The sequence below is a fragment of the Streptomyces sp. W1SF4 genome, from assembly GCF_003950035.1.
Taxonomy (GTDB): domain Bacteria; phylum Actinomycetota; class Actinomycetes; order Streptomycetales; family Streptomycetaceae; genus Streptomyces; species Streptomyces racemochromogenes.
In genome coordinates, this window is the sequence record NZ_CP034350.1 from 820,792 (window position 1) to 834,563 (window position 13,772).

A 13,772-nucleotide genomic window follows, 5' to 3' on the forward strand; every position below is an offset into this window, starting at 1 on the left:
CGGTCACACCTCTCGGGGCCGGCCGGCGATACGGGTGATGCGGTCGATGGCGCGCTCGAAGCCGCCGGTGAGTTCGTCGAACACGGCCTGGACGCTGCGCTCGCTGTTCATCCGGCCGACGATCTGACCCACGGGGGTGCCCAGCAGCGGCTGGACCTCGTACTTCTGGATCCGGGAGACGGCTTCGGCGACCAGCAGGCCCTGGAGCGGCATGGGGAGGGCGCCGGGCCCCTCCGGGTCGTCCCAGGCGTCGGTCCACTCGGTGCGCAGCTGGCGGGCGGGTTTGCCGGTGAGGGCGCGGGAGCGGACGGTGTCGCCGGAGCCGGCGGCGAGGAGCTTCTCGGTGAGGGCCCGGGAGTGCAGGTCGGCCTCGGTGGTGGTGAGCCAGAGGGAGCCGAGCCAGACGCCCTGGGCTCCGAGGGCGAGTCCGGCGGCGATCTGCTCGCCGCTGCCGATGCCTCCGGCGGCCAGGACGGGGAGCGGGGCCACGGCCTCGGCGATTTCGGGGACCAGGACCATGGTGGCGATGTCGCCGGTGTGGCCGCCGGCCTCGTAGCCCTGGGCGACGACGACGTCGATGCCGGCTTCGGCGTGGCGGCGGGCGTGCTTGGCGCTGCCGGCGAGGGCGGCGACGAGGACGCCGTGGTCGTGGGCGCGGGCGATGACGTCGGCGGGCGGGGAACCGAGGGCGTTCGCCAGGAGTTTGACGGGGTAGTCGAAGGCGACGTCGAGCTGGTCGCGGGCGACCCGCTCCATCCAGCCGGTGATCCTCCAGCCGGAGGCCTCGCCCTCGGGGAGTTCGGGTACGTGGTGCTTGGCGAGGGTGTCGCGGACGAAGTCCCGGTGCGCGGCGGGGATCATCGCCTCGATGTCGGCCTCGCTGACGCCGTCGACGGCCTTCTTGGCGGGCATGACGACGTCGAGGCCGTAGGGCTTGCCGCCGGTGTGCTCCTGCATCCAGTCGAGGTCGCGCCGGAGGTCGTCGGGGGCGGTGTAGCGGACGGCGCCGAGTACGCCGAATCCGCCCGCGCGGGTGATGGCAGCGGCGACCGCCGGGAAGGGCGTGAAGCCGAAGATGGCGTGCTCGACTCCCAGTTTCTTGCTCAGCTCCGTCTCCATGGGCGTGAGGATGCCGCAGGGGGGCGGCCGAGGGAAGAGATTTTCTGATGCGGTGTCAGATTCTTGCGGGCCGGCCGGTGCGGAGGGTCCCCGGCGGGCGGGCAGATACCCGGTAGCGTGCGGAGCGCCTGCGGCGGGCTCCGGTGGGGATCGGGCTCCCCCGGGAGGGCGCGCCCACGGCCTGCCGGCCGGGGCCGGGCCCTCCCCGCAGGAGCGGAGTCCCGGACCGTGCCGCGTGCCGCGGGTGGCGGAGTGCGACGGCAGTTCGGGGCGGACAGGAGGGCCGGTCATGAGGGAAGCGACGGGGGCACGGACGGCGGCGGACGAGCCGGGGGCACGAACCGGGGCCGGTCCACGTCGGCGTTGGGGGCTCCGACGGCAGACCGGACCCGGCGAGCAGAACCCGCCCGGCCCCGAAGCCCCGTCCGCAGGCACCGCAGCCGCCGGACCGACCACCCGCCCCGCCACCGCAGCCCCAGCGGAAGAGGGCGGGGCCCCGGACGCCGGCCGGGCCGCAGGCGAGGGCCGGGGCACGGGTGAAGACCGGGGCACGCGCGAGGACCCAGCCGCGGGCGACGCCCAGGCCACGGGCGAAGACCAGGCCGCGAGCGACGGGCGGGGCACGCGAGAAGACCGGGATGCGGGCGAGGACCGGGCCGCAGGCGAGGGCCGGGGCACGCGCGAGGACCCAGCCGCGGGCGACGCCCAGGTCACGGGCGGCGGGCGGGGCGCGTACGAAGAGCCGGCCGCGGGGGGAGGCCGGGGTGGGGGGCTCAGTCGGCGGCGGGTGGGGGGTCGGTTGCTGGCGTTGGGCGGGGTGCTCGTGCTGCACGCGGCGCTGCCGGGGCCGGGTGCCGGGGCGGCCGAGCGGCGGGCGCTGCAGGGGCTGCGGCTGCGGTACGGGTCGGCGCGGCAGGCCGGGCTGCTGGAACGGCACCTGGAGGGGGTCGCGGAGGAGGCCCGGCGCTTCCTCGGGCCCTCCCCCGAGCACCCGTACTACGCGGGGGCCGTGGTGCTGGCGGGGCGCGGCCGGACCGTCGCCCTGCACCGGGCGATGGGGTACGCCGTGCGGTACGCGGACTACGACGGCCGCACCGACCGGCCGTCGGAGTTTCCCGCCGCGGAGCGGATCGCGATGGCCGAGGACACCGTCTTCGACCTGGCCTCCCTCAGCAAGCTGTTCACCTCCATCCTGGCGGTGCAGCAGATGGAGCGGGGCCGGCTGGAGCTGGAGGCGCCGGTGGACCGGTACCTGCCGGAGTTCACCGGGGGCGGCAAGGAGCAGGTCACGGTCCGCCAGCTGCTCACGCACACCTCGGGGCTGCGCTCGTGGGCGCCGTTCTACCAGGAGGCCACCCGCGAGGGGCAGTTGCGGCTGCTGTGGTCCGTGCGGCCGCAGGACACGCCGGGGACGGTGTACCGCTACTCGGACCTGAACCTGATCGCGCTCCAGCTGCTCCTGGAACGGATCACCGGCCGCACTTTGGATGTCCTGCTCCGCGACGAGATCACCGCTCCGCTCGGGATGCACCGCACTCGCTACAACCCGCCGCTCTCCTGGCGCCGGGTCACCGCCGCCACCGAGGTGCAGCGCCCGCCCTGGTCCGGCCTGGACCGGGGGCTGGTGTGGGGCGCGGTCCACGACGAGAACGCGTACGCCCTCGGCGGGGTCGCGGGCCACGCGGGCGTGTTCGGCACCGCCTGGGACCTCGCGGTCCTCTCCCGCGCCCTGCTCGACGGCGGGGCCTACGCGGGCCGGCGGATCCTGCGCCCCGCCTCGGTCGAGCTGCTCTTCACCGACTACAACACCGCCTTCCCCGGCGACGACCACGGCCTCGGCTTCGAGCTCTACCAGCACTGGTACATGGGCGCCCTGGCCACCCCGCACTCCGCCGGGCACACCGGTTTCACCGGCACCTCCCTGGTGCTGGACCCCTCCACCGACTCCTTCCTGGTCCTGCTCGGCAACTCCGTCCACCCCGTACGGACCTGGCGGGCCGGCAGCGCGCCCCGGGTCGCGACCGGCAACCGCTTCGCCCGGGCCGTGCCGGTGCGCCCGAAACATGGGGGCGCGGCCTGGTTCTCCGGCATGGAGACCGGCGGCTCGGGCACCCTCACCCTGCCCCCGCTGACCCCCGCGACGGCCCGCGGCCGGCTGCGCTGCGCGGTGTGGTGGGACACGGTGCCCGGCGCGGGGGCCTTCCACCTGGAGGCCTCGGCGGACGGGACGGCCTGGGAGCCCGTCCCGTTCAGCACGGTGCGCAGCACCGGCGGCGCTCCGGAGGAGTGGCCGGCGGGCTCGGCCGGCGGCTGGTCGGGCCGCATCTGGCACCTGCTCGAAGCCCCGCTGCCCGCCTGGTCGCAGGGCCGCGAGGTCCGGCTCCGCTTCCGTCACGCCTCGACCGGCCGCTACGTGGGGCGCGGGGTGTACGTGGACGTGCTGAGGGTCGCCGAGCCGGCCCGGCTGCTGTTCTCGGAGGACCGTCCGGCGGACGCGTCCCGCATCGAGGCGGCGGGCTGGACCCGCTCGGCGGACTGACGGCCCGGGGTCAGGCGGTGCGGCCCTCCAGCCGGTCCCGCAGCTCGTCCAGGCCGGTGAGGAACCAGGTCTGGCGGCCGCGGTTGCACTCGCGGACGAAGTCCCGCAGGGCCTCGCTCCCTTCGGTGTGGCGGGAGATGTCGCCGAGGACGACGAGGCCCACGCGGTAGGTGACGAACTTCTGGACGATGTCCCCGGCGATCTTGGTGCGCAGCCGGAAGAAGTCCTCGGCGAAGCGGCCGGCCGGCACGACCACCCACTGGGCGCCCTGCCAGGCGGCGTTGCCCACCAGGTCGAGGACGTCCCGTTCGCACCCGATCGGTTCGCCGTCGGGGTCGCACATCAGGACGGGCACGTCGTGGATGGTCTGCAGGATGCTCATGCGGACCGACGCTAGGTCCTTCCGGAGCCGGGGTCGACCGCTTTTCGGCCGTCCCGGGTGCTGCCGCCGGGGTCCTGCGGCGCCGCGCGGCGGTCCCGGTAGAGGTCGCGGAGCAGCGCGATCTCGGCGCCGTGGTGCAGGACTTCCTGGTTCACCCACCACGCGATCTCGACGAACGGCTCCTCCGCGTCGCCGCCGTGCGGGTAGGTGCAGTACCCGACGGTGTCGAGCGCGGCCTCGTCGACGCTCAGCAGTGCCCCGCGCCAGGCGTCGGCGGCCTTAGCGAAGGCGGCCACGGCCGCGTCGGCGTCGCCGGCGACGGGGTGGTCGTCGCGGGTGAGGCTGCGGCTGCCGGCCGTGTGGTCGGCGCGCAGGGCCAGCATCTCCGTGAGGTGGCTCAGGCGCCAGGCGAGGGTGGTGAAGGGCGGCGGCCAGGGGTGCGGATAGCCGGCGGCGTCGCGGCCCCACGCGCCGGTGCGGGCTCCGGCCAGGAGCGTCGCGCGGGGCCCCGGGCCGCGTGTGCGGAGCCGGACCGACCAGCAGTCCGCCACCGGCTCCCAGAGGTACTCCTCGTCGGTCAGGGGCACCACCCGGGTGTCCGTGCCGTCGCCGCTGTCCATCACGGGGCCCGCCAGCCTGGCGGACAGCCGGGTGGCCGCGAAGTCGAACTGCCGTATCAGCGGCGCGAGTCGGGGCGGGCCGCTCACTGCCCCTCCCGGATCAGGCAGAACGGGTGGCCCGCCGGGTCGGCGTAGACGCGCCAGCCCTCGGCGTCGCGGGTGTCGTCGAGCAGGGCCGCGCCGAGGGCGAGCACCTGTTCCTGGGCGCGGCCGAGGTCGGCGACGGCGAGGTCGAGGTGGGCCTGCTGGGGGTGCGCGGGGTCGGGCCACTTCGGCGGGCGGTGGTCGGCGACCTGCTGGAAGCAGAGGACGGCCCCGGAGGGGGTGTGGAGCGTGGCCCAGTGGGCGTCCAGGGTCCAGCGGCGGTCGGGCCGGTTGACCTCGCCGCCGAGCAACCGGCCGTAGAACTCGGCGAGCTCGAGCGGTTCGGGGCAGTCGAGGACCACGCACTGCAGTTCGGCGATCATGCCGGGATCCTAGGCCGGGGCGAGGGCGGCGTCGAGCATCCGGCGGGCGGCGGCGGTCAGTTCGGCCGGGTCCGGGGCGGGGCGGGAGTGGGCCAGGGCGCCCGCCAGGCGGTCGTAGAGCAGGCCGTCGGTCCAGGCGGCGAGGAGTTCGGCGGACTCGGCGGGCCGGGGTGCGCCGAGGGCCGCGAGGACGCCGGCCGCGCGGGCGCGGGCGGCGAGGCCCGCCTGACGGAGGGCCGGCTCCAGTTCCGGGTTGCGGGCGGCCTCCAGGCTGAGTTCGAAGCGGGCCAGCTGCCGTTCGCGCCCCCGGGTCAGCCACTCGTGCAGCAGCGCCCCGAGCATCCGCGCGGCGGCGTCCCGGTCCGCCGGGGCCGGCGGCGGGTGCGCGGAGCCGTCGCCGTCGAGGTCGGCGAGGTCCAGCTCGGCCAGCCGCCGGTAGCAGGCGCCGATGAGCGTGGTCCGGGTGCGGAAGTAGTACGAGGTGCTGCCGGCCGGGAGCGCGGCGGCGCCGTCGACGGCCCGGTGGGTGAGGCCCCGCAGGCCGCCGGCGGCGACGAGGGAGATGGCCGTGTCCGCGATGAGCGTGCGGCGGTCGGCAGCGGGGGCAGCGGCGGCGGGCGGCGGCTTCTCCGGGGTGGACATGCCCCCACTCTACAGCTGTAGAGTTCGGGGCGGGACAGCCTCTACAGACGTAGAGGCACCTGAAACGGCAGGAGGCCGTGCCATGCCCGAAACCCCGCGCCACGCCGTCGTCGCCGGTGCCGGCATCGGCGGTCTGACCGCCGCCCTGGCCCTGCACCGCCAGGGGTGGCGGGTCACCGTCTGCGAGCGCGCGGCCGCCCCGGCCGCCGTCGGCGCGGGCATCGTCCTCGCGCCCAACGCCCTGCGCGCGTTCGACGCGATCGGCTTCGACGCCACCCGCGCGGCGGGCCGCGCCGTCCCGGCCTCGATGGGGGTGCGCCGCCCCGGCGGCACCCGGCTGGCCCGCGCCGACACCGCCGCGCTCGCCGCCCGCTACGGCCGGCCCCCGCTCGCCGTCCACCGCACGGACCTCACCGCCGCGCTGGCGGCGGCACTGCCCGAGGGGGCCCTGGTGTACGGGGCCGAGGTCACCGCCGTCGAGGAGGGCGGCGGCCGCACGGTGGCCCGTACCACCGCCGGGGACCTCGGCGCCGACGCCGTCATAGCGGCCGACGGCATCCACAGCCCGCTGCGCCGCCGCCGCTTCCCGGACCACCCGGGCCTGCACTACAGCGGCGAGACCGCCTGGCGGACCGTGCTCCCGTCGGGCCCGGCCACCGAAGCGGCCGAGACCTGGGGCCGGGGCGAGCGCTTCGGGACGGTCCCGCTCGCCGACGGGCGGGTCTACCTGTACGCCACCGCCGTCGTCCCCGAGGGCTACCGGCCCGCGGACGTCCGCGGCGAGCTGCTGCGGCGGTTCGGCACCTGGCACGACCCGATCCCCGCCCTGCTGGACCGGATCGACCCGGGGGCGGTCCTCCAGCACGACCTGTACGACCTGGCCGCACCCCTCCCCCGGCTGCACGACGGCCGCACCGCCTGGATCGGGGACGCCGCGCACGCCATGACCCCCAACCTCGGCCAGGGCGGCTGCCAGGCCGTCGAGGACGCGGCCGTCCTCGCGCACCTGCTCCGCGGCGCGGACGTGCCGGCCGCCCTCGCCGCCTACACCCGGGCCAGGCTCGCCCGTACCGACGCCATCCGGATCCGGGCCCGCCGGATGGGCCGGGTCGCCGCCCTCACCCACCCGCTGGCCGTGGCCGCCCGCGACCTCGCCTTCCGGGCCACCCCCGCGAGCGCGACCCGGCGCGCGCTCGACGACCTCTTCGACGGATTCACCCTTCCGGGCGAGCCCGCCGGGAATGCGGGCCACGGCCCGGGGCGTTGAGGCCGGTCACCGGGGGGTGTGGACCGCTACGGACGAAGGCAGGCCGAGATGACGACCGACATCGACTGGGACAACCCCGCCGACCCGAAGCCGGGAAGCTGGCAGCGGGACCACGTCAGGCAGTACGTGGAGTCCGGCGGCGCCGAGGGCCAGTTCTGGCGCGGCACCCAGACCCTGCTGCTGACCACGGTCGGCCGGGTCTCGGGCAACCCGGTGCGCACGCCCCTGATCTACGGCGAGGCCGAGGGCCGCTACCTCCTCGTCGCCTCCAAGGGCGGCGACGCGGAGCACCCGCTCTGGTACCGGAACCTGAGCGCGCGCCCCGACGTCCGCATCCAGGTCGGCCCGGAGATCATCCAGGGCACGGCCCGTACCGCGACCGCGGAGGAGCGGGAGGCGTACTGGCCCGTGATGGTGGGGCACTGGCCGGCGTACGACGAGTACCAGGCCAAGACGGACCGCGAGATCCCGGTCGTGGTCATCGAGCCCGCCTGACGGGGCGCGACCCGGCACCGGGCACGGCTCGGTACCGGGCCTCGCCACCGGGCGGGGCTCAGCGCCGTTCCAGGACCGCCATCGCCGCGTTGTGCCCCGGGATGCCGCTGACCCCGCCGCCGCGGACCGCCCCCGCACCGCACAGCAGGACGTTGCGGTGGGCGGTCTCCACGCCCCAGCGCCCCGCCTCCTGCCCGTCCGCGTACGGCCAGGACAGGTCCCGGTGGAAGATGTGGCCGCCGGGCAGCCGCAGTTCGCGCTCCAGGTCCTGCGGGGTCTTGGCCTCGATGCAGGGACGGCCGTCCCCGTCGAAGGCGAGGCAGTCGGTGAGCGGTTCGGCCAGGTGGGCGTCCAGCTGGGCCAGGGTGGCGGTCAGCAGCACCTCGCGGGCCTGCCGGTTGTCCTTCTCGAAGAGCCGCGCGGGGGTGTGCAGCCCGAAGAGGGTGAGCGTCTGGTAGCCCTGCGCGGCGAGTTCGGGCCCGAGGACGGAGGGGTCCGCCAGCGAGTGGCAGTAGATCTCCGACGGCGGGACGGACGGGAGTTCCCCGGCGGCCGCCTCCGCGTGGGCGCGCCGCAGCTGCTCGTACCCCTCGGCGATGTGGAAGGTGCCGCCGAAGGCCTCGCGGGGGCCGACGCCGGGGTCGCGCAGCCGGGGCAGCCGGCTCAGCAGCATGTTGACCTTGAACTGCGCGCCCTCCGGGGCCGGGCCGCCGTCGCCGGGCTCCTCGCCGAGGAGCTCGGCCAGGGCCCGCGGGGAGGCGTTGACCAGGACGTCACGGCCGACGACGGCACCCTCGCCCGTCGCCGTCCGGAAGGTGACCTCGGCGGGGGTGGTGCCGTCGGTGTGGATGCGCAGCGCCTCGTGGCCGGTGGCGATCTCCGCGCCGACCGCCCGGGCGGCCTCGGCGAGGGCGTCGGTGAGGGCTCCCATGCCGCCGACGGGCACGTCCCAGTCGCCGGTGCCGCCGCCGATGACGTGGTAGAGGAAGCAGCGGTTCTGGACGAGCGAGGGGTCGTCGGCGTCGGCGAAGGTGCCGATCAGTCCGTCGGTGAGGACCACGCCCCGGACCAGGTCGTCGGTGAAGCGGTCCTCCACCGCCCGGCCGAGCGGCTCCTCGAACAGCATCCGCCAGGCCGCCTCGTCGTCGATCCGGGCCCGGAGTTCCGCGCGGGTGGGCAGCGGTTCGGTGAGGGTGGGGAAGACCTTGCGGGCGAGTCGGCCGGTGGTGCCGTAGAAGGCCCGCCATGCCTCGTACTCCCGGTCGGATCCGGTCAGTTCCGCGAAGGACCGCCGGGTTCGGTCCTCGGCGCCGCCGACGAGGAGCCCGCCGGGGCGGCCGTCGCGCTCGTAGGGGGTGTAGGAGGAGACCGTGCGCCGGCGCACCTCGAACCGCAGGCCCAGGTCGCGGACGATCTTCGCCGGGAGCAGCGAGACGAGGTAGGAGTAGCGCGAGAGGCGGGCGTCGACGCCGGCGAAGGGCCGGGTGGAGACGGCGGCGCCGCCGGTGTGGCCGAGCCGTTCGAGGACCAGTACCGAGCGGCCCGCTCTGGCCAGGTAGGCGGCGGCGACGAGGCCGTTGTGGCCGCCCCCCACGATCACCGCGTCGTACACGTCCTGCGCGAAGCCCCTGGAGCCTGAGTTGGCGGTCATGGCTCTTGGTAGCACACCTGGCCGAGCCGCTCCAGACAGTGCGCCTCGTCGGCGTGGGCGAGGACCGTGTCGGGGTGCTCGTCGCCGAGGGAGCGTTCGCGGATGCCGGACAGGTCCCGGTATATGGGCAGCGCCTCGTCCCAGCGGCCGAGCCGGCCCAGGCCGACGGCGAGTTCCCGGCGGCTGACGAGGGTGTCGGGGTGTTCGGCGCCGAGGGCCTTGGCGCGGAGCCGGCCGACCTCGCGGGCCTCGGCGACGGCCTCCTCCCAGCGTTCGAGGCGGCCCAGGTTGACGCCGACGACGTGCCGGGCGCGCAGGGTCTCCGGGTCGCAGGCGCCGTAGGCCCGGGTGCGGTCGCGGACCAGGGACCGGAACAGGTCCAGGGCCTCGGCGGCGCGGCCGGTGCGGCCGAGGGCGATGCCGGTCTCGTAGCGGGCGGCGAGGGCGTCGGGGTGGTCTCGGCCCAGTACGCGGTCCCGTGCGGCGGCGACCTGGCGGAAGCCGGTCAGCGCCTCCTGCCAGCGGCCGAGCCGGCCCAGGGAGTACGCGGCCTCGTACCGGCTGTGCAGCGTGTCGGCGTGCTCGGCGCCGAGGGCGGCGGCGCGGTCCGCGGCCACCGCGGCGGCGGTGGCGTGGGCCTCGGCGTGCCGGCCGAGGGCGCTCAGGGCGCAGGCGAGGCTGTGTCGGCAGCGCAGCGTGTCGGGGTGGAGCGGGCCGTTGGTGCGGACGCGGGCGGCGAGGACGGCGCGGTACATCTCGTACGCCTCCCCGTGCCGGCCGAGGCGTCCCAGTTCGTACGCCTCCTCCTGGCGGGCGGCGAGGGTCTCGGCGTGGTCGGGGCCGAGTACCCGGGCCCGCCCCTGGGCGACGGCCACGTACACGGCGAGGGCCTCCTCGGGCCGGCCGGCGCGGCTGAGGGCGAACGCGCGGGTGTGCCCGGCGGCGAGCGCGTCGGGCTCCCCGGCGGCCGGGGTGCGCGGCGCGAGCCCGTAGGCGGCGGTCAGCCGGGGGTCCTCGGCGGGGGCCGGCCGGGTGATGCGGTGTCCGCCGGAGGCCTGGGGGCGGGCCGCCGTCCAGGAGCCGGTGAACAGGGCCCACTCCCCGCTGGCGGGGCGGGCGTCCACCCCGGCTTTGCGCCCGGCGGTCATCCCCTCGGCCCAGGCGGGCAGCGGGGGCTGCGCGGCGGGCCGCCCGCCGGGGCCGAAGCGGGCCTCGACCAGGCGGCGGTGCAGGTGGCGGGCGTCGCCAGGGCGGTCCTCGGGGCGCTTGGCCAGCAGGTCCAGCACGAGCTGCTCGAAGTAGCCGGGCAGTTCGGGCCGGTGCTCGCGCAGCGGTACGGGCGCGGTGTCGCGGTGGCCGACCAGCACGGACCAGGAGTCGCCGAGGTCGAAGGGCGGGGCGCCGGTCGCGATCTCGTAGAGGACGCAGCCGAGGGAGTAGAGGTCGCTGCGGTGGTCGACCTCGCCGCCCGCGATCTGCTCGGGCGACATGTAGTGCGGGGTGCCCATGGCCATGCCGCCGCCGGTCAGCTTGGCGGTGAAGCCGATGTCGTGGGCCAGGCGGGCGATGCCGAAGTCGCAGATCTTCACCGTGCCGTCGGTGAGCCGCATGATGTTGGCGGGCTTGAGGTCCCGGTGGACGACGCCCTGGTCATGGGTGTAGCCGAGGGCGGCGGCCATCTGCTCGGCGATGTCGAGGACCACGTCGACGGGGAGCGGGCGCGCCTCGTTCTCCTCCATGAGCTGGCTGAGGTTGCGGCCCTCCAGGAGTTCCATGACCAGGTAGAGGGGGCCGCCGGAGGCGCTGTCGTCGCCGAAGTCGTGGACGACGGTTACGCCCCGGTGCTGGAGCGAGGCGGCGACCCGCGCCTCGCGCCGGAAGCGCTCGCGCAGGACCTGGGTGAAGTGGGCGTCGTGTTCGGCGCCGACCGGCTTGAGGCACTTCACGGCGACCTGCCGGCCCAGCGACTCGTCGCGGGCGCGCCACACCTCGCCCATGCCGCCGCGCCCGATCAGATCGAGTGACCGGTACCGGCCCTGGATCAGTCTGGACTCCGCCATGTCTTAAAGCCGCCCCCGTCGTCGTGCCGCGCCCTCCCCGGCCGGTCCAGTATGGCCGCTGATTTTCGCAGTGTGTACGCGGAGGGGCGGCTGCCGGGGCCCAGTCGGCGCATCGCTTTCAAGATGTGACCTGGAGGCAGCTGCCAGCGTAGACCTGCGGGGATGGTGCGCAGCACGCGACCCGTGAGACGCAGGCGGCGGGTGACCGCGCGCGGGGGCGGTGCGGGACGTCCGTACAGCTGGTGCGCCCAGCCCGGCAGGGTTCCGTAGGCGAGCCCAACGAGGGGTCTCCACAGCAGGTTTCGGCCAGGGACGAGGTACGGGGGGACGGGCGGGGCGCGCAGGAAGTCGTCGACGGCGCGGGCGTCGGGTCCGGCGGCGAGACGGGGGCGGACCTCGTCGAAGTAGGCGGCGAGGGCGCCGGCGGTGGCGGGAACGGCCTGCGGATCGAGTCCGACGAGGCGGGCGTTGGTCCGGTTCTCGTCCACGTACCGGTCGGCCTGGGCGGGGGTGAGGGGGACGCCCGATCGGCGTAGTACGTGGAGGAAACTGTCGATCTGGGCACAGTGCACCCACAGCAGCAGGGCGGGGTCGTCGACGGGGAAGGACTCCCCGGTGTCGGGGTCGGTGGCGGACAGCCGTCGGTGGACGGCGCGGACGCGGGCCCCGGCCCGTTCCGCGGCCTCGGCGGTGCCGTAGGTGAGGGTGCCGACGAAGTCGGCGGTGCGCAGCAGGCGGCCCCAGGCGTCGCCGGGTCCCCGCCCGCCGTCGAAGGCGGTGGAGTTCTGCAGGACGGCGCGTACGGCGCGCGGGTGCAGGGCCTGGAGGTAGAGCGCGCGGACCCCGGCGATCCACATGACCGGGTCGCCGTGGCAGTGCCAGGTGACGGACCCGGGGCCGTAGAGCCCGGGGCCGGCGTCCTCGTCGCTCATCGGTGCCTCCCGCCGGGGTTCCTACCCCGGCGGGCGTCAGCTCAGCCGTGAGACGTGGTACTGGCGGATGCGCCAGCCGTCACCCGTGTGCTGGGCGATGAGCGAGAGGCGGACGGGCAGCGGGGTCCCGGCGGGGTCGCCGGGGGCGGGTGTCCGGAAGGTGACGGTGGCGAAGCCGGCGAGGGCCTCGGCGGCGAGCGGGCGGGAGTGCAGGACCTCCACGGCGGCGGTGGTGGTGCCGGGCGGGACGTTCTCGTAGTAGGCGCGTATCTCCGCGCGGCCGTTCAGCAGCCGGGGGGACAGCCCCTGGAAGAGGGCGTCCTCGGCGAAGAGGGCGAGGACGTCGTCCACGCGGCGCCCGTCGAAGGCGGCGCGCCACTCCTCCAGGAGGTCCGCAAGTACCCCGTATCCGTTCGACATTCGCCCGTTACCTCCGGTTCCATGGTCAATACCTTGTTAAGACACCATGTTGGCAGCCTACGTACCGATACCGGCTACTTTTCCAAGTGCATAATTGGGTCATGCAGGATCATGCAAGGCAGTACCCGGGGGAATGTTGTGAACGTGACGACTCTGCAGAAAAGGGGGGCGGCGTATGCGGTGACGGCCTGACCGTCTACCGCCAGGCCGTGGTGAAGGGGTGTACGCCCAGGGAGGGCGCACCCGCCTGTCTGCTGCGGATGGGGCTGCTCGTCGCCCCGCCGGACGACCCGGCCGTCCTCGTGCCCGTGGCACCGGACGTGGCCAAGGCCGAACTGGTCCGGCCCATCGAGGAGTCGCTGGAACGGCAGCGGCTGGACGCGCACGCCATCGCCGGCAGCTTCGTACCGGTGGCGGCCATCTACACCGCCGCCAAACGCGAACACACCGGCTGGGCCACCGCGATCGACGGGGAGAGGGTCGTCCACTCCACGCTCGCGCACGCGGTCCGCGAGTGCCGGGAGGAGCTGATGACGGTGCAGCCCGGAGGCGCGCGCGTCTCCTACGACCTGGACGAGCTCGACCACGTCCGCGGCACCGCCCGTCACCGCACCCTCTACCCGCACGCGGCGCGGACCCACGCGGCCACGCTGCGCCACATCGAACGGCTCACCGAGGCCGGCTGCGAGGTCCGCACCCTCGACCACGTCTTCGACCGGCTCATCGTCATCGACCGGGCCGTCGCCTACGTCCCGGGCCCGGGAGAGGCCCGGACCTCGGTACTGGAGATCCGCCAGCCCTCCATCGTCTCCTTCCTCGTGCAGGTCTTCGAGGAGGCGTGGGAGCGGGGTTCGACCATCGACCCCGGCACCTCGCGCACCGTGGAGCCCGACATCGCCGACGAGATCCAGCGGGCCGTGATGCGCCTGCTGGTGGCCGGCTACACGGACGAGGCCATCGCCCGCCGCCTCGGCACCAGCCGGCGGACCGTCGCCGCCCACGTCAGCCGGATCGCGGCCGGCCTCCAGAGCCGCAGCCGGGCCCAGCTCGGCTACCTCATCGCCACCAGCGGGCTGCTGCCCCTGGACGAGCACGCCGAGACGGACTGCACCGCCCTCTCGGCCTGACCCCCGCCCCTTCCACACACGCGGCCCGGCCGGGAACTCCCCGGCCGGGCC

Annotated in this window: 13 protein-coding genes; 4 read left to right on the plus strand and 9 right to left on the minus strand. The window is 75.5% G+C overall.

The window, feature by feature from the left end; all coding sequences use genetic code 11:
* Nucleotides 1-3 precede the first annotated feature (3 nt).
* Nucleotides 4-1,119 (minus strand): nitronate monooxygenase family protein, encoded by a 1,116-nt coding sequence (locus tag D1J60_RS03975; RefSeq protein ID WP_125603575.1) that lies wholly within the window; start codon nt 1,117-1,119, stop codon nt 4-6.
* A gap of 799 nt (nt 1,120-1,918) precedes the next feature.
* Here D1J60_RS03975 and D1J60_RS03980 point away from each other — a divergent pair.
* The gene (locus D1J60_RS03980; protein WP_241253128.1) at nt 1,919-3,658 is read left to right on the plus strand and encodes a serine hydrolase; all 1,740 of its coding nucleotides are present in this window, start codon (nt 1,919-1,921) and stop codon (nt 3,656-3,658) included.
* Nucleotides 3,659-3,668: 10 nt separating this feature from the next.
* Here the strand turns inward: D1J60_RS03980 and D1J60_RS03985 are convergent, their stop codons facing one another.
* Genes D1J60_RS03985 through D1J60_RS04000 form a run of 4 tightly spaced genes read right to left on the minus strand, consistent with a single transcriptional unit; the run spans nt 3,669 to nt 5,769 of the window.
* A complete protein-coding gene (locus D1J60_RS03985; RefSeq protein WP_125595031.1) occupies nt 3,669-4,040 on the minus strand; it encodes a DUF4180 domain-containing protein in 372 nt (123 codons plus the stop codon).
* 11 nt (nt 4,041-4,051) lie between these two features.
* Nucleotides 4,052-4,747 (minus strand): DinB family protein, encoded by a 696-nt coding sequence (locus tag D1J60_RS03990; protein WP_125820147.1) that lies wholly within the window; start codon nt 4,745-4,747, stop codon nt 4,052-4,054.
* Nucleotides 4,744-5,127: a VOC family protein gene (locus D1J60_RS03995; protein WP_125820148.1), complete on the minus strand. Its 384-nt coding sequence runs from the start codon at nt 5,125-5,127 to the stop codon at nt 4,744-4,746. The genes D1J60_RS03990 and D1J60_RS03995 overlap by 4 nt, the downstream gene beginning before the upstream one ends.
* A gap of 9 nt (nt 5,128-5,136) precedes the next feature.
* Nucleotides 5,137-5,769: a TetR/AcrR family transcriptional regulator gene (locus D1J60_RS04000; RefSeq protein ID WP_125820149.1), complete on the minus strand. Its 633-nt coding sequence runs from the start codon at nt 5,767-5,769 to the stop codon at nt 5,137-5,139.
* A gap of 82 nt (nt 5,770-5,851) precedes the next feature.
* On the opposite strand from D1J60_RS04000, the gene D1J60_RS04005 reads away from it, so the two are divergent.
* Together D1J60_RS04005 and D1J60_RS04010 are read left to right on the plus strand one after the other, a co-directional pair.
* Complete coding sequence (locus tag D1J60_RS04005; RefSeq protein WP_125820150.1) at nt 5,852-7,036, plus strand: FAD-dependent monooxygenase; 1,185 nt, start codon at nt 5,852-5,854, stop codon at nt 7,034-7,036.
* A 48-nt stretch (nt 7,037-7,084) separates the two neighbouring features.
* Entirely contained in the window at nt 7,085-7,531 is a 447-nt protein-coding gene (locus D1J60_RS04010) for a nitroreductase family deazaflavin-dependent oxidoreductase (RefSeq protein ID WP_125595026.1), read from the plus strand.
* 58 nt (nt 7,532-7,589) lie between these two features.
* Here D1J60_RS04010 and D1J60_RS04015 read toward each other — a convergent pair whose 3' ends face one another.
* Genes D1J60_RS04015 through D1J60_RS04030 form a run of 4 tightly spaced genes read right to left on the minus strand, consistent with a single transcriptional unit; the run spans nt 7,590 to nt 12,594 of the window.
* Nucleotides 7,590-9,182, minus strand: a complete 1,593-nt coding sequence (locus D1J60_RS04015; protein ID WP_125820151.1) for an NAD(P)/FAD-dependent oxidoreductase — start codon at nt 9,180-9,182, stop codon at nt 7,590-7,592.
* Entirely contained in the window at nt 9,179-11,242 is a 2,064-nt protein-coding gene (locus D1J60_RS04020) for a serine/threonine-protein kinase (RefSeq protein WP_125820152.1), read from the minus strand. Before D1J60_RS04020 ends, D1J60_RS04015 begins: the two co-directional genes overlap by 4 nt.
* The gene (locus tag D1J60_RS04025; RefSeq protein ID WP_125595023.1) at nt 11,224-12,174 is read right to left on the minus strand and encodes an oxygenase MpaB family protein; all 951 of its coding nucleotides are present in this window, start codon (nt 12,172-12,174) and stop codon (nt 11,224-11,226) included. Before D1J60_RS04025 ends, D1J60_RS04020 begins: the two co-directional genes overlap by 19 nt.
* 36 nt (nt 12,175-12,210) lie before the next feature.
* Nucleotides 12,211-12,594, minus strand: a complete 384-nt coding sequence (locus tag D1J60_RS04030; RefSeq protein WP_125820153.1) for an SgcJ/EcaC family oxidoreductase — start codon at nt 12,592-12,594, stop codon at nt 12,211-12,213.
* Between the two features lie 209 nt (nt 12,595-12,803).
* Here D1J60_RS04030 and D1J60_RS04035 point away from each other — a divergent pair, with 209 nt between their 5' ends.
* A complete protein-coding gene (locus D1J60_RS04035) occupies nt 12,804-13,721 on the plus strand; it encodes a LuxR C-terminal-related transcriptional regulator (protein WP_164720828.1) in 918 nt (305 codons plus the stop codon).
* Nucleotides 13,722-13,772: the final 51 nt, after the last annotated feature.